General features: G+C 72.1%; 14 protein-coding genes. 9 read left to right on the forward strand and 5 right to left on the reverse strand.

Annotated features, from left to right (window positions below; all coding sequences use genetic code 11):
- Positions 1-2: 2 nt before the first annotated feature.
- Genes pcaG through pcaD form a run of 3 tightly spaced genes read left to right on the forward strand, consistent with a single transcriptional unit; the run spans position 3 to position 3,090 of the window.
- Positions 3-608, forward strand: a complete 606-nt coding sequence (pcaG, locus tag ACFY01_RS03680) for a protocatechuate 3,4-dioxygenase subunit alpha (RefSeq protein ID WP_390733976.1) — start codon at positions 3-5, stop codon at positions 606-608.
- On the forward strand, positions 605-1,966 hold the full coding sequence (gene pcaB, locus ACFY01_RS03685) for a 3-carboxy-cis,cis-muconate cycloisomerase (protein ID WP_390733977.1): 1,362 nt from the start codon (positions 605-607) through the stop codon (positions 1,964-1,966). Before pcaG ends, pcaB begins: the two co-directional genes overlap by 4 nt.
- Entirely contained in the window at positions 1,963-3,090 is a 1,128-nt protein-coding gene (gene pcaD, locus ACFY01_RS03690; protein WP_390733978.1) for a 3-oxoadipate enol-lactonase, read from the forward strand. The genes pcaB and pcaD overlap by 4 nt, the downstream gene beginning before the upstream one ends.
- A 53-nt stretch (positions 3,091-3,143) precedes the next feature.
- On the opposite strand, the gene ACFY01_RS03695 is transcribed toward pcaD, so the two are convergent.
- Positions 3,144-5,828 (reverse strand): ATP-binding protein, encoded by a 2,685-nt coding sequence (locus tag ACFY01_RS03695; RefSeq protein WP_390733979.1) that lies wholly within the window; start codon positions 5,826-5,828, stop codon positions 3,144-3,146.
- Between the two features lie 361 nt (positions 5,829-6,189).
- Here ACFY01_RS03695 and ACFY01_RS03700 point away from each other — a divergent pair, with 361 nt between their 5' ends.
- Positions 6,190-7,215 carry a DUF2510 domain-containing protein gene (locus ACFY01_RS03700; RefSeq protein WP_390733980.1) on the forward strand — a complete coding sequence of 342 codons (1,026 nt, stop codon included), beginning with the start codon at positions 6,190-6,192 and terminating at the stop codon, positions 7,213-7,215.
- 155 nt (positions 7,216-7,370) lie between these two features.
- Here ACFY01_RS03700 and ACFY01_RS03705 read toward each other — a convergent pair whose 3' ends face one another.
- The gene (locus ACFY01_RS03705; protein WP_390733981.1) at positions 7,371-7,985 is read right to left on the reverse strand and encodes a TetR/AcrR family transcriptional regulator C-terminal ligand-binding domain-containing protein; all 615 of its coding nucleotides are present in this window, start codon (positions 7,983-7,985) and stop codon (positions 7,371-7,373) included.
- Positions 7,986-8,233: 248 nt separating this feature from the next.
- Between ACFY01_RS03705 and ACFY01_RS03710 the strand changes: the two genes are divergently transcribed.
- Positions 8,234-9,061 (forward strand): phosphatase PAP2 family protein, encoded by an 828-nt coding sequence (locus tag ACFY01_RS03710; protein ID WP_390733982.1) that lies wholly within the window; start codon positions 8,234-8,236, stop codon positions 9,059-9,061.
- On the forward strand, positions 9,058-10,029 hold the full coding sequence (locus tag ACFY01_RS03715) for a hypothetical protein (RefSeq protein WP_390733983.1): 972 nt from the start codon (positions 9,058-9,060) through the stop codon (positions 10,027-10,029). Before ACFY01_RS03710 ends, ACFY01_RS03715 begins: the two co-directional genes overlap by 4 nt.
- A gap of 114 nt (positions 10,030-10,143) precedes the next feature.
- Here ACFY01_RS03715 and ACFY01_RS03720 read toward each other — a convergent pair whose 3' ends face one another.
- Entirely contained in the window at positions 10,144-10,998 is an 855-nt protein-coding gene (locus ACFY01_RS03720) for a phospholipid scramblase-related protein (RefSeq protein ID WP_390733984.1), read from the reverse strand.
- Positions 10,999-11,064: 66 nt separating this feature from the next.
- Positions 11,065-13,116: a phosphocholine-specific phospholipase C gene (locus ACFY01_RS03725; RefSeq protein WP_390733985.1), complete on the reverse strand. Its 2,052-nt coding sequence runs from the start codon at positions 13,114-13,116 to the stop codon at positions 11,065-11,067.
- A gap of 341 nt (positions 13,117-13,457) precedes the next feature.
- Here ACFY01_RS03725 and ACFY01_RS03730 point away from each other — a divergent pair, with 341 nt between their 5' ends.
- Genes ACFY01_RS03730 through ACFY01_RS03740 form a run of 3 tightly spaced genes read left to right on the forward strand, consistent with a single transcriptional unit; the run spans position 13,458 to position 15,651 of the window.
- Positions 13,458-14,525, forward strand: a complete 1,068-nt coding sequence (locus ACFY01_RS03730) for a Rieske 2Fe-2S domain-containing protein (RefSeq protein ID WP_390733986.1) — start codon at positions 13,458-13,460, stop codon at positions 14,523-14,525.
- Complete coding sequence (locus ACFY01_RS03735; protein ID WP_390733987.1) at positions 14,522-14,719, forward strand: hypothetical protein; 198 nt, start codon at positions 14,522-14,524, stop codon at positions 14,717-14,719. The genes ACFY01_RS03730 and ACFY01_RS03735 overlap by 4 nt, the downstream gene beginning before the upstream one ends.
- On the forward strand, positions 14,716-15,651 hold the full coding sequence (locus ACFY01_RS03740; protein ID WP_390733988.1) for a PDR/VanB family oxidoreductase: 936 nt from the start codon (positions 14,716-14,718) through the stop codon (positions 15,649-15,651). Before ACFY01_RS03735 ends, ACFY01_RS03740 begins: the two co-directional genes overlap by 4 nt.
- Before the next feature lie 59 nt (positions 15,652-15,710).
- Here ACFY01_RS03740 and ACFY01_RS03745 read toward each other — a convergent pair whose 3' ends face one another.
- Positions 15,711-17,852, reverse strand: a complete 2,142-nt coding sequence (locus tag ACFY01_RS03745; RefSeq protein WP_390733989.1) for a discoidin domain-containing protein — start codon at positions 17,850-17,852, stop codon at positions 15,711-15,713.
- Between the last annotated feature and the right edge of the window lie 54 nt (positions 17,853-17,906).

The raw sequence follows: 17,906 nt of genomic DNA on the forward strand, positions 1-17,906 counted from the left end.
CCATGACCAAGACCGACACCAGCCGGCCGGAGACCGTCCTGCCCACCCCCTCGCACACGGTCGGCCCCTTCTACGGATACGCGCTGCCCTTCCCCGGCGGCGGCGACATCGCCCCGCTCGGCCACCCGGACACCGTCACCGTCCAGGGCTACGTGTACGACGGCGCGGGCGATCCGCTGCCGGACGCGTTCGTGGAACTGTGGGGACCGGACCCGGACGGCCGCGTACCGGCCACCGACGGCTCCATGCGGCGCGACCCGGCGAGCGGCGGCTTCCTGGGCCGCAACGGCGTGGAGTTCACCGGCTGGGGCCGCGTCCAGACGGACGCAGGCGGCCACTGGTACGCGCGCACGCTGCGGCCGGGCACGCGCGGACACAGCGCCCCGTACCTGAGCGTGTGCGTGTTCGCCCGCGGCCTGCTCATGCACCTGTTCACCCGGATCTACCTCCCCGGCGACGAAACGGCCCTCGCCGCCGACCCGCTGCTCGCCCGACTGGACACGGAGCGACGCGGCACGCTGATCGCCGCCGACGAGGGGCACGGCACGTACCGTTTCGACATCCGCCTTCAAGGCGAAGGCGAAACGGTCTTCCTGGAGTTCCGGTGACAGCTCCCACAGCTCCCTACGCCGACACCGGCCTGCTCGCTCCCGAGTGGGCCGGTGCCGCCGCGGCCAACGCCACCAGCGACCACGCGTATCTGCTGGCGATGCTCGACGCGGAGGCCGCCCTGACCCGGGCCCAGGCCGCCCTCGGGCTCGCCCCGGAGCGGGCCGCGGTCGCGGTGAGCGAGGCGGCCGACCCGGCCAACTTCGGCATCCGGTCGCTGGCGGCCCGCACCCGCAAGGGCGGCAACCCGGTCATTCCCCTGGTCGAGGACCTGACCGAGGTGGTCGGCGACGAGTACGGGCCGTACGTCCACCGGGGCGCGACCAGCCAGGACATCATGGACACCGCGACGATGCTGGTGGCCGCGCGCACCCTGGACCTCGTCCTCGCCGACCTGGCCCGCGCGGAAGAGGCGCTGGCCGCGCTGGCCGCGGAGCACCGCGACACCCCGATGCCGGGCCGGACACTGACCCAGCACGCCGTGCCCACGACGTTCGGGCTGAAGGCGGCCGGATGGCGGTCGCTCGTCCTGGACGCCCGTGACCGGGTGACGGCCGTACGGGACTCCCTGCCGGTCCAACTCGGCGGCGCCGCCGGGACACTGGCGGCCTTCACGGCCTACGGCGCCGAGGACGCCCTCGCCCTGCCCGCCGCCTACGCGAGGGAACTCGGCCTGCGTGAACCCCTGCTGCCCTGGCACACCCTGCGCACACCCATCGCCGACCTCGCCGGGTGCCTGGCCTTCACCGCCGGGGCACTGGGCAAGATCGCGGCGGACGTGCTCACCCTGTCCCGCACCGAGATCGGCGAGCTCACCGAGGGCACCGGCGGCGGCTCCTCCGCCATGCCCCACAAGGCGAACCCGGTGCGGGCGACACTCCTCGCCGCCGCCGCCCGCAGGGCACCACAGCTCGCGGCCACCCTGTACGGATCGCTGGCGGCCGAGGACGAGCGGCCGGCCGGGGCATGGCACGCCGAATGGGAGCCGCTGCGGGACCTGCTGCGGATGGTGGGCGGCGCCACCGAGAACCTCGCCGAACTGACCGCAGGGCTACGGGTCCACCCGGACACCATGCGCGAGCACCTCCACCTCACCCACGGACTGATCGTCTCCGAACGGCTCTCCGCCGAACTGGCCCACCTCCTCGGCCGCGCCCGCGCGAAGGAACTGCTCAGCGAACTCGCCCGCCGCGCACACACCGAGAACCGCGATCTTCGGGAACTGCTCGCGGAGGAATCGGAGTTGAAGGACACCGCCGCCGCCGACGCCGGCATCAACTTCGACGAGCTCACCGACCCCGCCCGCTACACCGGCTCAGCCGGAGCCCTCACCGACCGTGCCCTGGAGCGACGTTGACAAGTGGAGTGCTCAACCACCGTGCCGAGGGCGCCGTTTCCGCTCCCCCGCTGCTCCTCGGGCCCTCGCTCGGCACCTCGTACGCCCTGTGGGACGCCGTCGCCCCGGAGCTGTCGGCCACCCACCGGGTGGTCCGCTGGGACCTGCCCGGACACGGCGGTTCGGCGGCCGGCCTGATCGGGCCGGGCGCCACCGTCGGCGACCTCGCCGGACTCGTGCTCGCGCTCGCCGACTCCCTCGGCATCGACCGGTTCGCATACGCCGGGGTGTCCCTCGGCGGCGCGGTGGGCCTGCATCTCGCCGTGCACCACCCCGAACGCCTGTCGTCCCTCGCCGTCATCTGCTCATCGGCCCACTTCGGCGGCGAACAGCCGTGGCGGGAGCGGGCCGAACGGGTCCGCCGGGAGGGCCTGGAGTGGCTGGCCGACAACGCCGACGCCCGCTGGTTCACACCCGGATTCACGGTGCCACGGCTGGTGAGCGACCACCACAACGCCGACCCGGAGGCGTACGCCGCCTGCTGCGACGCGCTGGCCGCCTTCGACCTGCGCGACCGGCTCGCCGACATCGCCGTACCGACCCTGCTCGTCGCGGGACGGCAGGACCCGGCGACCCCACCCGCCCACCTGCGGGAGATCGCGGACGCCGTGCCCGACGCCACCCTGGTCGAACTCCCCGGCGCCTCCCACCTGGCACCCGCCCAGTGCCCCGACGCCGTACTGACCGCCCTGCGCACCCATGTCGACGGGACCGCGGGGCGCGGCATGGCGGTACGCCGCGAGGTGCTCGGCGACGCCCACGTGGACCGGGCGCAGGCTCGGCAGAGCCCGTTCACCGCGCCCTTCCAGGACTTCATCTCACGCTACGCCTGGGGCGAGATCTGGACCGACCCGACGCTCTCCCGCCGCGAACGCAGCATGATCACGCTGACGGCGCTGGTCGCGCACGGCCACTACGAGGAACTCGCGATGCACGTGCGGGCGGCACGGCGCAACGGGCTCACGCCGGACGAGATCGGCGCGGTGCTGTTGCAGACGGCCGTGTACTGCGGGGTGCCCACGGCCAACTCGGCGTTCGCCACGGCTCAGCGGGTGCTGGCGGAGGAGGGGGACGGCACTGGCTGACGATCGTATGCGAAACGTGCATACAAAAAGTGCATACAAAACCCGTATGCGATCTACCGCAACCCGCGCCCCGTCTCCAACACCTCCCGCGCCCGCACCACCAGCCCGTCAGCCCCGCACGACCGCGCCAGCGCCAGGCCCCGGTTGAGCTCGGCGACCGAGCGGGCGGCGATGCCGTACTCGACGCGGGCGGCCGCATGTTCGTACTGGCAGGGTGAGGCCTCCAGATAGGCGACGGCCTGGGCGGCGAGGCGGACCGCGCGCTGGCCGGTCTCCAGGGCGGCGGCGCAGCGCAGGGCCTCGCCGATGGCGGTGTCCGTGCCGAACCGCTCGGCCTGCCGGCGGGCGTCGGTGGCGAGCCGGGCGGCGCGGGCCGGGTCTTCGGTGGTCAGGGCCCGGGCGAGGTCGACGGCCCACGGGACCATCACCGGGTTGTGGTGGCCGCGCGCGGCCGCCGCCTTCTCCGCGGCCTCCAGTTCGTTGATGCCTTCCTTCGTGCGGCCGACGGCGAGCAGCAGCCGGCCGCGTACGGAGCGCGGGTCGGGCAGCACGATGGTGGACGGGTACGGCGGCGCGAACCCGTACTGTTCGGCGATCTCCCAGGCCTCCTCGGCGTGCCCGCGGGCGAGCAGCGTGTCGACCAGGTTGCACGTGGCCGACCAGTACAGGGGCAGGCCGCGGCCGACGCGTTCGGCCAGGCGCAGCGATTCCCGCAGGGATGCCTCCGCCTCCCGGAGCCGGCCCCGCCTGCGGTGCCCGAGGCCGACGTAGGCGTGCGCCAGGGCGAGGTGGCCGCCGCTCCAGCCGGCGGTCTCGTAGGCGCGCAGGCCCTCCGTGTAGAGGGCTTCGGCGCGGTCGAGACGGTCGGTGTAGGCGTACGCGTTGGCCAGCATCAGCAGCAGTTCGATGCCCCACTCGGTGTCGGTCCAGCCGAGTCCGGGGGCGAGGCGGCCGTTGACGAGGGCCCGGTCGCACAGTTCGGCGACCTCCTCGGCGTTCTCGCCGTGGGTCAGGGCGTCGAAGCCGCGCAGGATCAGCAGGGCTCGCTCGGAGTTGTCCCGGCCGGTGCAGGTGCGGGCGAGCTCGGCGAGGCGGTCGGAGCGGCCGGGTGTGGTCGTCTCCCCGGCGTGGATGCCCTCCCACATGAAGTGCACGGCCTGCAACCGCAGTTTGGCGGGCCCGGGCTCCTGCCGGGCGGCCTCCGCCTCGACGGTGCGGACGGCTTCCTCCAGCTGGTCGTTGTGGAGCAGGGCCTGGGAGAGGCGGACGATGGCGTCGATGCGCTTGTCGCCCACGAGGCCGGGCATGGCCAGGGCGGTCTGGAGGTGGTCGATGGTGGTCGCGGGCGCGGTCAGCAGGGTGGCGCAGCCCAGTTCGTACAGGACGTGCGCGTGGACCTCGGGCAGGGGCGGCTCCACGAGAGCGCGTTCCAGGCAGCGGCGGGCCGCGTCGGGTGCGCCGACGGCGAGGTGTTCACCGGCGGCCTCGCGCAGCTGCTGGACGAGTTCCTCGTCCTCGTCCGGATGCACTTCCAGGAGGTGCCGGGAGGCCGCGGCGGCACCGCGTCCGGATTCGGTGACGACCTGGGCGGCGATGCCGTGCATGGCGGTGCGCATCGCGGGCGGTATGGAGTTGTAGACGGCGGTGGCGATGAGCGGGTGGACGAACTCCAGGTCGCCGTTCTCGACGCGGGCGGCGGCGGGGTCGGGTTCGGTGAGGATGCGGGCGCCCACCAGCTGTTCGGCGCAGCGCCGGGCGTCGTCCTCGCGCATGGTGGCGAGCTGGGCGACCAGGTCGACGGTGATGCCGGCGCCGAGGATGGCCGCCGCCCAGGCGAACTTGGTCGCGTCGATGCCGAGGCCCTCCAGGCGGGCGACGAGTCCGCCGCCGCGGGCGGAGCGGTTGAGGGCACGCAGTTCACCGGCGTGGGTCTCGACCGGGTCGAACTCGCTGTCCTGCACCTTGGCGAGGAGTTCGACGGTCTCGTAGGGGTTTCCGCCGGTGACGGCCCACACCTCGCGGCAGAACGGGGCGTCGGCGTGCCGGCCGAGGGTGGCGCGGGTGAGACCGGCGGTGGCGTCGGGGGTGAGGGCGCTGAGGTTGGTGACGGGGGCGCCCGCGGCCGCGGCCACCACGTCGAGGTGGCGGGCGCCGTCGCCGCTGACCTCGCCGGGCCGGCGGGCGACGACGACCAGCACGGACAGGTCGTCGAGGCGTTCGGCGAACGCGGCGAGCCAGCGCAGGGTCTCCTGGTCGGCCCAGTGCGCGTCGTCGATCAGTAACACGAGGGGCCAGTACCGTTTGGCCAGCCTGCGGACGGCGGCGACGAGTCCGTCGCACACGCCCTGCGGGTCGGCGTGGCCCTCACCGGGTTCCGCTATGCCGAGGGCGGGGCCGGCGATGTCGTACCAGTCGCCGAGGTATTCGCGGGCCTCCTCGGGCAGCAGGGAGACCAGCGCGGGCTGGAGCAGCTGCCGTACCACGTTGAAGGGGACGGACCTCAGCGTCTCGCCGCCGCGGGTGGACCACACGGTGCAGCCGCGGCGTTCGGCGATCCGGCGGATCTCGGCCAGCAGCGCCGTCTTGCCGAGGCCCGCCTCGCCCCGGAGGACCAGCAGGTTCCCGGAGGACGAGCGGTCCGCGCACAGGACGTCGAGCGCCCGCGTGACGGTGGCGATCTCCGCGTCGCGCTCCCACAGGGAAGCCGAGGCGGCCGCAGGGGGCCGTGCCTCCGTCATCCCGTTACCTCCCCAAGTCGCCCGAACGACGTACCGACCTCGAGCGTAGCCGTCCTGCCGGCCGGTTGGAGGCCGGTCGGCGCAGCTGTTGCCGTGACGAGTGAACGGCGGTGCGGCGGGGCGACGCCCACCGGCTCCGACCAGTGCCTGCGGAGCCGACGGACGGTCAACAGGCCGCAAAATGAGGCCGCTTCGGACAGCGCACGCGCCGGCCGCCCTGCGACCGCCGTTCGCGGCACCACCGGACCGGCCCGGAGTCCGGCCCGGGGCCCGGCCCGATGTCCGGCCCAGAATCCGGCCGGGGCCCGCGAATGCAGGGGGCTCTCATCCGTCTTTCACCGACGCCTCATACGGTGGGAGCATGACGCAGGTGACTCCTCCCGGGTGGTACCCCGACCCCGGGCAGACAAGTGACGGTCCCGCCACCGAGCGCTGGTGGGACGGCAAGGCATGGACGGAACAGACCCGTCCCGCCGGGTCGGCCGCCGGATGGGGTCCCCCGGCGCAGACACCGGCCGCAGGGGCGTATGCGGCTTATCCGGTATATCCCGCGCATCCGCCCGCCGTTCCCCGGCGCGGGCTGCGCACGGGCATAGCGGTCGCGGTGGCCGCCGCGGTCCTCGCGAGCATCGGGGTCGGCGTGTACGCGCTCGCCGGGAACGGCGGGGACGGCGGCGACCGCGCCGGGTCGCAGCAGGGCTCCGGCGGGCAGGGCGGCCCCGGTGGCCAGGGCGGCGGCTCCGAGGGGCAGGGCGGGCCGTTCGGCGGTTCGGGCGGGGACTCGGGTGACGGCGGCTCCGGAGGCGGCCCCGGCGGTCAGTCGCCCTCGCCCGGTGAGTCCGGAGCGCCCACGGTCAAGGGCGGCGGCACGATCAGCGACCCGGTCAACGGCATCAGCATGCGGGTACCGGACGGCTGGACCGGGGGGACGATCCTCGGGGGTGTGCAGGTGACCTCCGACGACTCGTACAAGTGCCCGGGCGAGCCGTCCAAGACCTGCACCGCCGGCGGTGCCTCCTCGACGCCCGCGCCGGCCCTCCGCGCCAAGGGGGACACCGCCGAGGAGGTCGCCAAGGCGGACATCGCGGGGAACGCCGAGGCCGCCTACGGCGGCACCACCTACGGCGGCATCACCTCCCACAAGGTGCTGGCCTCCAAGGCGGTCACCGTGGCCGGACAGAAGGGCTACCTGGTCCGCTGGCAGGCGGTCACCAGCAAGGGCGCCGACGGTTACGTCGAGTCGCTCGCCTTCCCCTCGCCCGCCAACCCGCAGCAGATGGTCGTGGTGCGCTTCGGCATCGATGTCGGGCAGAAGGTGTCGGTCATCGACGACATCACCAAGGGGATCAAGGCGTCGTCGGGCGGTGGCAACGGGCAGAACGTCTGAACCGGGGGGTCCGCCCCGGCACATGAGTCGGCCGGGTGGGGCGCCCCTCCGCTCCAGAGGAACCCCACCCGGCCGGTGGTGTGCGCCGCCCCCGTCCCCACGGTGCGGCGCAGGCAGGTCACCGTCCAGTCATCCCATGGACGGCGGCCTGGGTCTCAGGTCAGCCCGAGTGCGGGCAGTACGGCGGCCTCCACGAACCGCAGCAGATAGTCGGAGTCGGCGTACTGGCCGCTGAGCACGGGCCGCACGCGCAGCACGCCGAACATCATCGCGGGCACGTACTCCAGCGCCGGGTGATCGGCCCGCACCTCGCCCCGTTCGACGCCGCGCCGGAGAATTTCCTGGAGCGCGGCGATCTCGGGGTCGACGAGCGTCTCGCGCAGCGCCTGCTGGAGTTCGGGGTCCTGTGTGACCGCGTGCCCGAGGGCCTGGAGCAGCCGGGTGTCCTTGCCGGACCAGTCCCCCGCGGCCCGCGCGGCCCGGCGCAGGTCCTCCGCGAGCGATCCGCTGTCGATGCCGGCGAAGCGTACCTCCCGGCTGGCGCGCAGCGCCGCCGCCACGAACTGGGGCTTGGTCTTCCACTGCCGGTAGAGCGTGGACTTGCTGCACCGCGTGCTGGCGGCGACCCCTTCCATGGTGACCGAGTCGTAGCCGCACTCGCGGATCTGCTCGAGCACGGCGTCGAAGAACTCCCGCTCACGCTCGGCCGTGATCTTGGAGCGGCGCGAGGCGGCGACCGTCTCCGGTCCGTCCGCGGCCTGCGACGTCATGTGCTCTTCTCCTCACTCGTAGCGCGGCCACCCATGTGACGCGGTCACTTCCTGTACGGCCCCTGTACGGATCACGGCCGGCGGTTCCCGGGTTTCCGGGGTTCCCGCGGCTTCCGAAGCCTGTATCCAGTGTGTCCTACGTCAATCGATACGCCAGTGTACCGGTACCCGAGCGTATCGGTACACTGGCGTATCGGTACGGTGACGTATCGATGAGTCAGCACACCGTCAGCGAAGGGGCCGGGGGAATGAATGCCCGAACCGCGCCTGCAGAAGCGGGGGCCGACGCGATAGCGCGGCCGCCGCTCGTCCGTGAGTTCCTGCTCGTAGCGGGGCTCTTCCTCGTCTACAAGCTGGGCCGGCAGCTGGCCACCGGCCACACCGGTCAGGCGCTGCACAACGCCCGCCGCGTGTGGGACCTGGAACGGGCCGTGCACCTGCCGGGCGAGGGCGCGGTGCAGTCCGCGCTGCTGCACGGCGACACCCTGGTCCGCCTGTCGAACACCTACTACGCGACCGTCCACTTCCCGGCCACCGCCGCCTTCCTGGTCTGGCTGTATCTGCGTCGGCCCGCGCACTACGTCTGGGCCCGCCGGGTCCTCGCCGCGGTCACGGCCGCCGCCCTGGTGCTGCCCTTCACGTTCCCGCTGGCCCCGCCGCGCATGCTGGGCGCCACCGGGCTGGTCGACACGGCGCGCGTGTATGGACCTTCTGTATACGGTCCACCGCAGACCGATCACCTCTCCAACCAGTACGCCGCGATGCCGTCGCTGCACTTCGGCTGGGCCCTGATGGTGGCCGTCGGCCTGATCGTGGCGACCCGGTCGCGTCTGCGCTGGCTGTGGCTGCTGCACCCGCTGGTGACCCTCCTGGTGATCGTGGGCACGGCGAACCACTACTGGCTCGACGCGATCGTCGCGACGGCCATGCTCGGCGTGGCGCTAGCCCTGATCCACCCCCCGCACCGCACGGCGGACGGGGCGAGCACCACACGTACACGGCGCAGTGGCCGGGGAAGCGGCCGGCGGATGCCGGTGTCCCCCGAGGCGCCCGTCCTGGCCGGAGCGGGCCGATGAGCGCCGACCTGATCGCCGTGGCCCTGTCCCTGGTCTCGGCCGTCGCCTACGCCTCGGCCGCCGTCGCCCAGGAGCGCCTCGCCGCACGCGCGTCCGGCGCGGGTCTGCTGCGGCTGCTGGGCACCGGCGCGTGGTGGTCGGCGGTCGGGCTGAACGCGGGTGCCGCACTGCTGCACGTGGTGGCCCTCAAGTACGGTCCGCTGACGGTGGTCCAGCCACTGGGCGCGCTCACTCTGGTCGCGGCCGTGCCGATGGGGGCGCGGGCCGCCGGGCGGCGGGTCAGCCCGGCCGAGTGGCGGGGCACCGCGTTCACGCTGATGGGGCTGGCCGCCGTGCTGGTCACGGCCTCGGGCCCGGCGCCCGAGCGGGTGCTGAGCCTGACTCAGGCGCTGGCGGTCGCCGGTACGACGGTGGCGCTGATCGGTGTGCTGGCGCGGCCCGGAGCCCGGCCGGGGCTGCGGCACGCGACGGCGTCCGGTTTCGCCTCGGGCGTGGCGTCGGCGCTCACCCAGACGGTTACCGTGGCGGCGACCGGTGGCTCCGGAGCGGGGCTCGGCGGCGGGATCGGCGGGGTCGGCGCGGTCGTCGGGGTGGCGCTGCTCGTCGCCGCGTTCGCCACGGGCGGGCTGCTGCTGTCACAGACGGCCTACCGGGGCGGTCTGGGCGCCCCGCTGGCGGTGGTGACCCTCACCAACCCGGTCGCGGCAGCGGTGATCGGGCTCTCGCTGCTCGGCCAGGGACTCCAGGGCGGCGCGGCCGGGGTACTGCTGGCGCTGGCCGGGGCGGGGCTGGCCGCCTGGGGCGTGGTGCTGCTGACGCGGGCGGCACCCGCGGACCGGCCCTCCGTCGTCGACGACGACGCGGAACACCCCGTGGCGGCGGTGCTGGCGCTGGAGCCGGGCACGGCGTCGCTCGAACCGGCGCTGGTGCCACGGCAGTCGGAGCCGGGACGGCTCAGCCCGCTGTAGGCGCTGCGGACACGGAGGCGGCGGCCGGTGTGCGTGCGGAACCCCGCGCACACCGGCCGCTGTCGCCTGCCGTTGTCTGCATCGTATGCAATGTCTGCATACAGTAGGCGAAAATCAGCCCAGCCCCCGCGAGTCCTGCTTCAGCGCGGTGTCGACGGTCAGCGCCGTCGCCACCACCAGGCTCAGCAGCGGCTCGGGCAGCTGGTAGTGGATCTGCAGAACGTAGTTGTCCGCGGTCGTGAACAGCGTCTTGGCGAGGCCTTCCCAGGTCTTGGTGATCCGGGCGACCTCGTTGTCCGCGTGGTCGACGATGGCGAAGTTCCACGCCCGCCAGTTCTCGGCCTTGATGGCGCCGACCTTCTGGCCGTCGGCGTTCATCGCGAAGTTGATCTTGCCGATCATGTTCTGCTGGACGATCTCACCCACCGGCGAGCCGTCCGGGCGCTGCACGATCACCTTCGACTTGAAGATCTTGCCCGGCCGGGTCAGCAGCAACTGCGGCTGGCCATAGGCGTCCCGGATCTCCAGCTTGTGCGTCATGAACTGGTCGAGACTGGAGACGAAACGGATGATCTTCTTGATGAAGCTCTGCCCGACCTGGACGACCGAACCGATCTCCCTGCCGTTCTGATCCATGACCTTGTACTCGTTGGTCACCTCGATCAGCTTGGCCTTCTGGTTCACCACCAGGACCGGCTCGGTGAACAGGGTGCCGCCGCCGGGGCCGCCGGCGGCGACTCCGGCCTGCTGCTGCACCTGACGCTGCACGCGGGCGTCACCGGTGGCCTGCTGCGGAACGGCCGCGTGCGGCGCAGCCTGCGGCGGGGCCTGCTGGACGCCCGGCTGGGCGCCCTGCTGATCCGGGCCGGTGTGGTCGGTCCACTGCGCACCGTCCCAGTAACGGAGCGTCTGGGGCGCACCGTGCGGATCGGGGTACCAGCCTGCAGGAGTGTTCGATTGCGTGGTCACCGGGGCACACTACCCTGAGCTGACCGGTACCTGACCAGTCCCCACGTTGCGGTATTCATCGTCCGTTTACTCCGTGGCGATCGCCGGGTCGCTGACACCGGAGCAGCCGTTCTCGACATGTCCGGCGAACCGGCGCAAAAACGCCGGTTCGGTGTCGGACGTGACGGTGAGGTCGTACCAGCGGCTGCTCGCCTTGAGGTCCACGGTGAGCCGGACGTGCGCCCCCGGCCGTACGGTGACGGTCCGCGGCCGTCCGCCGTAGCCGTTGGCCAGCTTCAACCGGGCTGTGCCGGAGCCCTGGTTGGTGAAGGTGAGCTCGATGCCGTCGGCCGCGTGCCGGGCGGTGACCTCCGCTCCCGCGGTCTTCCCGGAGCCCTTGAAGACGCGCAGGAAGCCGTTCGGGCCGTGCACGCTCAGGTCGTGGGAGCCGCCGGAGTACGCCGAGTTCCAGGTGTCGGAGACCGACTTGCCGGACTCGGTGGTGTAACTCCAGGGGCCGTCGGTGCGGTTGCCGGAGGTGACGAGGAAGGCGGCGCCCGCGTGGGCACCGGAGGCGAAGGTGAGCGTGACCTTGCCGGTCGCCGCGTCCGCGGAAGCGTCCACGAGGGGCGCGTACTTGAGCGGCCGGGTGGGCCGGTGCCCGCGCTCCTGCTTGGGCAGCGCCGGATTGGCGGGCGGGGCCGGCACGTAGTCGGGGTGGCGGTCGTGGTCCTTGGGCTGGTAGCCGTCGGTGTCCGGCAGGGCGACCGGCCGGGTGTCCGTGCGGGAGAAGTCGAACGCCGAGGTCAGGTCGCCGCAGACGGCGCGCCGCCAGGGCGAGATGTTCGGCTCGTGCACCCCGAAGCGGCGCTCCATGAACCGGATGACCGAGGTGTGGTCCATCGTCTCCGAGCAGACGTAACCGCCCTTGCTCCACGGGGAGACGACGAGCATCGGCACGCGCTGTCCCAGGCCGTAGGGCCCGGCCACATGGCCGCTGTCGCCCTTGAACAGGTCGGGCCCGGCGTCGGCCGTCGAGATGCCCTGCGCGGCGGAGGACGGCGGGAAGGGCGGGATCACGTGGTCGAAGAAGCCGTCGTTCTCGTCGTAGGTGATGAACAGGGCCGTCTTCGCCCAGACCTTCGGGTCGGCGGTGAGGGCGTCCAGGACCTGGGCGACGTACCAGGCGCCGTAGTTGGCGGGCCAGTTGGGGTGCTCGGTGAAGGCCTCGGGGGCGACGACCCAGGAGATCTGCGGCAGCTTGCCGCCCTTGACGTCGGCCTTCAGCTGGTCGAAGAAGCCCTCGCCCTTGCGGGCGTCGGTGCCGGTGCGGGCCTTGTCGTACAGCGGGTCGCCGGGCTTCGCGTCCTGGTACTGCTTGAAGTAGAGCAGGGAGTTGTCGCCGTAGTTGCCGCGGTAGGCATCCGGAATCCAGCCCCAGGAGCCGCTCGCGTCGAGGCCGTCGCCGACGTCCTGGTAGATCTTCCACGAGACCCCGGCCTTCTCCAGGCGCTCGGGGTAGGTGGTCCAGCTGTAGCCGGCCTCGTCGTTGCCGAGGACCGGGCCGCCGCCCTTGCCGTCGTTGCCGGTGTAACCCGTCCACAGGTAGTAGCGGTTCGGGTCGGTGGAACCGATGAACGAACAGTGGTACGCGTCGCAGATGGTGAACGCGTCGGCGAGCGCGTAGTGGAAGGGGATGTCCTCACGCGTCAGGTACGCCATGGTCGTGGAGCCCTTGGACGGCACCCACTTGTCGTACTTGCCCTGGTCGAAGGCGGCGTGGCCGTCGTTCCAGCCGTGCGGGAGGTCCTGGATGAACGCCAGTCCCAGGTCGTCGGCGTCGGGGTGGAACGGCAGCAGGTCCTTCGTGCCGTCCGACTGGTACCACACCGTCTTGCCGTCCGGGCGGGTCACCGGACGCGGGTCGCCGAAGCCGCGGACGCCTCTGAGCGAGCCGAAGTAGTGGTCGAAGGAACGGTTCTCCTGCATCAGGACGACGATGTGCTCGACATCCTCGATCGACCCCGTCCGATGGTTGGCGGGCAGCGCGGCGGCGCGCTCGATGCTGTTGGACAGTGCGGTGAACGCCGAGGTGGCGCCCGCGAGTTGGAGGAATCGACGCCGGTTGACTTCGGGCATGGCTGAGGGACCTCTCATCCTGGCGCACGGGACGGCCGGAACGTGACGGATGATGCGCGGTGCGAGTGTTCCAAGAGCACCGAACGTCAGGGAAGGGCCCGGTGGCGACGATGTGACGGACGAGGGTACGCGAGGCCAAGACCTCACCAAGAGGTCCCCACGCCCGGATCCGGACCGCACATCGGCGGGTGACCGAGAAGCACAGCCGGCCGCAACGGCTCGTACAGTCCTTCCGCCTGACAGAAGCCGCCTTGCCGGCCGGCCGCGGCCGTCACGAACCTGATGGCGACCACGGCACGCGGGGCGAGGGCGCCCCGCTCTCAGGGACGGGAGCCGCAGCCATGCCGCACATGACCGCCTTCGCCAGGAACCAGTGGTACGTCGCCGCCTACAGCCATGAGGTCGGCCGCGAGGAACTGCTGGGCCGGACCATTCTCGGTGAGCCGCTCGTCCTCTACCGCACCGAGGGGGAGGGCACACCGGTCGCCCTGCACGACCGGTGCGTCCACCGCCGCTTCCCGCTGTCCGAGAGCCGGCTGGACGGCGACCGGATCGTGTGCGGGTACCACGGGTTCACCTACGACACGACCGGCACGTGCGTGTACGTGCCGGGGCAGAAGCGCGTACCGCGCACGGCACGGGTCGCCTCCTATCCGGTGGTCGAGCAGGACTCGCTGGTGTGGGTGTGGATCGGCGACCCGGCGCTCGCGGACCCGCTGACCATCCCGCGCGCCCGGCACCTGGACTCCCCCGGCTGGGTCACCGTCCGCGGCATGGAGCCGATCGACGCCGACTACGGTCTCCTCGTCGACAATCTCCTCGACCTCTCCCACGAGACGTACCTGCACGGCGGCTACATCGGCACCCCGGAGGTTGCCGAGACGCCGATCACCACGGAGGTCGACGAGGGCGCGGGGATCGTGCGGGTCAGCCGGCGCATGGACGACGCCGCCTGCCCGCCGTTCTACGCACGTTCCACCGGAATCGACGGCCGGATCACCCGCTGGCAGGACATCGAGTACCACGCGCCCTGCCTCTACCTGCTGCACAGCCGCATCGCACCGGTCGGTGTGCTGCCCGAGGCGGACGGCAGCGACCCGAACGGCTTCCACACCGAGATCACGTACGCGATCACCCCGTCCGCCGACGGCCACGTGTACGACTTCTGGATGGTCTCCCGTGACTGGGCGGTCGACGACGAGGAGGTCACCGAGTTCCTGCGGGGCAACAACCACACCGTCGTCATGCAGGACGTGGACGCGCTCAACCTGCTCCAGCGGACGCTCGGCACCGAGCGCACCGGCTACCAGGAGCTGAGCATCAACATCGACACCGGCGGCCTGGCCGCCCGCCGTATCCTCGCCCGGCTGGTCGAGGAGGGCGAGAAGCCCGTGGAGAAGGTCCAGTGACGTCGCCCGTCCGCGGGGCCGCCACCGGCGAGGTGTACCGCATCGACTGGCTGCCGGGCACCGACGTCCTGCACGGCACCTGTCACTGCGGTGCCGAGCACACCGCGCAGGACCCGGTCGCCATGTGGGAGTGGATGCTCGGCCACCCCGAAGGACACCAGCCAGGACACCAGCGGCGAGGAGCCGGCTCATGAGTGTGTACGAAGACGAACTCGTCGTGGACGCGGTGGAGTCGGCCGCCGACGGCGTTCTCGCCCTCACGCTGCGCCATCCGCTGGGCGAGGAGCTGCCCGCCTGGGAGCCGGGCGCCCACGTCGACGTACTCCTCGGCCCGGACCTCGAGCGGCAGTACTCGCTGTGCGGCGATCCGGCCGACCGTGCCGTCTGGCGCATCGCGGTGCTGCGCGAGCCGGACGGGCGGGGCGGATCGGCGTACGTGCACGAGCAGGTGCGGCCGGGCGGCAAGGTACGGGTGCGCGGCCCGCGCAACCACTTCCCCCTCCAGCCGGCGGCCCGGTACCGGTTCGTCGCCGGTGGCATCGGCATCACCCCGATCCTGCCGATGCTGGCCGCGGCCGAGGCGGCGGGCGCCGAGTGGACGCTGCTGTACGGCGGGCGGGCACGCGGTTCCATGGCGTTCACCGGGGAGTTGGCGCGGTACGGGGACCGGGTGACGATCGCCCCGCAGGACGAGACGGGACTGCTGGACCTCGGCCCGGTGCTCGACGGCCTGCCCGACGGCACCCTGGTCTACTGCTGCGGCCCCGGACCGCTGCTCGACGCGGTCGAGGAACGGTGCCCGGCCGGGGTGCTGCGCGTGGAGCGGTTCCAGCCCAAGGAGCAACCGGCGGGCGACGGTGCTGAGTTCGAGGTGGAACTGGCCCGCAGCGGCCGTACGCTTACGGTGCCGGCGGGGGTGTCGGTGCTCGACACCGTACGCGCCGCGGGCGTCGAGGTGCTCTACTCCTGCACCGAGGGCACCTGTGGCACCTGCGAGACCGATGTGCTGGAGGGCACCCCCGACCACCGGGACTCGGTGCTCGGCGACGACGAACGGGCGTCCGGGGAGACCATGATGATCTGCGTGTCACGGTGCCGGGGCGCAAGGCTCGTTCTCGACCTCTGACAGGCGGCACGGCCGGGTCGCGCCGCGCTTCCACGCGGCGAAGCGCGGCGCACCGGTCGTCACGGCGCCGAATACGCCTCCACCTCACTGAACTGACCGGCCGGCCAACCGGTGTTGGCGCTCACGGTCAGCCGCAGATGGCGCAGGCTGGTCCCGCTCGGCAGGGAGACGGTCGCCGTGTTCCCGGTCGCCGGGTCGAAGCGGTAGCCCTGGGAGCCGGCCACCGTGGACCAGTTCGAACCGTCGGTGCTGCCGAGCACGGTGATGGTCTGGGTGCGCGCGCCCCAGGCGGCCGACGGCGGCAGTTTCAGCACCAGGCGGCGGACCGTCTGTGCGGACCCGAGGTCCACCGTCCAGGACTGCGGGAAGGCGTTGTTGGCGGACTCCCAGTAGCTGCTCGCGTCGCCGTCGACCGCCTTGCCCGGCGTGTAGACGTCCTGTGAACCGGTGGCGGTGGCCGGCCGGCCCTTGGCGAGGTTGCGGTTCGGGTCGGGGTCCGGGTTGCCCTGGCCGGGCTGGGGCCAGCTGGAGCAGTCCGACCATGTGCTGCTCCAGCCGGAGTTGCCGCCGCCGTCGGTCAGTGCGAAGGCGCCCGAGCCGGACGGGTAGGGGCAGTTGTAGATGCCCGCCGCGCCGACCGAGGTGGCTGTGACGTTGCGGAAGGTGGCCGCGCCCTGGGCTTCGGCCTGGACGACGACCGTCCCGGTGTTGCGTACGGTCGCCCCGTCCACGGTGACGCCCCGGACCGGGTAGCCGTGCCCGCCGCCGGAGACGAACTCGAAGGCGCTGTAGGGGCTGTCGGTGATCGTCGTGTCGGTGATGTTCACCGTGGCGTCGATGGCGCTGTCGTAGGAGTCGACGCGCAGGGCGCCCATCGGGTGGTTCCAGTTGGGGTTCATGGCGCCGGTGCGCACAAGCGTGTTGCCGTCCACCGTGATGGTGCCGGCGAGGGGGTTGAAGGGGTCGAGGAACTTCTGGTTGGAGATCGCGATGCCGCTGCCGAGGGCGTTGGTGTCGGAGACCAGGTTGTTCCTCACGGCGATGTCGGTGCCGCCGTAGATCGCGATGCCGTTGGCGAGGTTGGGCTGCGAGATGGTGTTGTCCTCGAAGCTGCTGTCGGTGTTCGGCGCGTACAGCGACCACATGGCGAGCGAGTCGTCGCCCTGGTTGCGCAGGAAGTTGTTGCGGACGCGGACTCCCTTCGCGGTGCCGTTGAGGTTGAGTCCGTCGGCGGTGGTGTCGAGGATGCGGTTGTTCTCGACGACCAGGTTGTCGTTGTTGCCCATGAGCCACAGGCCGACCTTCATGTGCTGGATCCACATGCCGGAGACCGAGGAGTTCGGGCCGAGCGAGCCGTTGACGAAGTTGTCCGGGTTGGAGTCGACGCGCTCGGTGACCTCGCCGACGACCGCGAAGTCCTTGATGTGGACGCCTCCGGAGGAACTGGACTGGTCGATGAAGCGGGAGGCGTGCACGACGGAGTACCAGTGGCCGGCGCCCTGGAGGGTCACGTTCTGTACGCCGCTGAGCGAGGACGACAGCCGGTAGTCGCCCGGCGGGATCCAGACCACCCCTCCCTGTGCGGCCGCGATGGCGTCCCGGAACGCCTGGGTGGAGTCGCCCTGGCCGGTGGGGTCGGCGCCCTTGGAGGTGACCGACACCGATCCGGCGGGCTGGCCGGCGGCCGCGGCGGCCTGCTCGAAGTCGGCGACGTCGACGGTGACCTGGGTGCCGGTCGACTGTAAGGCGACCTTGTCGCCCGCCTGGACGTCCCGGCCGAGCAGCAGACGGGCGTTGTCGAAGAAGTGGTGGGTCTTGGAGCCGGGGATCCAGCCGGTGTCGATGTAGGAGTACTTGGAGGTGACCGGCAGGGTCTTCGCCAGCTTGGTGCCGTTGACGTACACGTCGAGCGTGCCGGACTGCCCGTCCGGCACGCTGTATGCGATGTTCAGCGCATTGGATGCACGCGGCACGGTGAACTCGACCCGCTGCCCGGAGTCGAGTCGCACGGCCTGACGGCCGGAGGCTTCGGAGGCGAGGGTGCCCTGGGTGTGGTCGGGGCCGATCTTGGTGCCGGTGGTGGCCGCCGACTCGGCCTCGACCGAGGTGAAGGGGAGGGTGGCGCCGGCCGCCGCGTGGGCGGCGGGCGCGGCCGTGGTCAGCAGACCGGCGGTGAGGGCCACGACCGTCGCTGCTGGCATGCTCCTGACATTTCTGCGCATGTGCTGATCCCTTCGGTGTGGGGGGATGGCGGG

It is taken from the genome of Streptomyces sp. NPDC001480 (genome assembly GCF_042894725.1).
Lineage (GTDB): Bacteria > Actinomycetota > Actinomycetes > Streptomycetales > Streptomycetaceae > Streptomyces.

Coding starts and splice junctions, on each gene's coding strand:
- pcaG (WP_390733976.1), top strand. CDS start 3: ATGACCAAGACCGACACCAGCCGGCCGGAGACCGTCCTGCCCACCCCC.
- ACFY01_RS03695 (WP_390733979.1), bottom strand. CDS start 5,828: ATGACGGAGGCACGGCCCCCTGCGGCCGCCTCGGCTTCCCTGTGGGAG.
- ACFY01_RS03700 (WP_390733980.1), top strand. CDS start 6,190: ATGACGCAGGTGACTCCTCCCGGGTGGTACCCCGACCCCGGGCAGACA.
- ACFY01_RS03705 (WP_390733981.1), bottom strand. CDS start 7,985: ATGACGTCGCAGGCCGCGGACGGACCGGAGACGGTCGCCGCCTCGCGC.
- ACFY01_RS03710 (WP_390733982.1), top strand. CDS start 8,234: ATGAATGCCCGAACCGCGCCTGCAGAAGCGGGGGCCGACGCGATAGCG.
- ACFY01_RS03715 (WP_390733983.1), top strand. CDS start 9,058: ATGAGCGCCGACCTGATCGCCGTGGCCCTGTCCCTGGTCTCGGCCGTC.
- ACFY01_RS03725 (WP_390733985.1), bottom strand. CDS start 13,116: ATGCCCGAAGTCAACCGGCGTCGATTCCTCCAACTCGCGGGCGCCACC.
- ACFY01_RS03730 (WP_390733986.1), top strand. CDS start 13,458: ATGCCGCACATGACCGCCTTCGCCAGGAACCAGTGGTACGTCGCCGCC.
- ACFY01_RS03740 (WP_390733988.1), top strand. CDS start 14,716: ATGAGTGTGTACGAAGACGAACTCGTCGTGGACGCGGTGGAGTCGGCC.
- ACFY01_RS03745 (WP_390733989.1), bottom strand. CDS start 17,852: ATGCCAGCAGCGACGGTCGTGGCCCTCACCGCCGGTCTGCTGACCACG.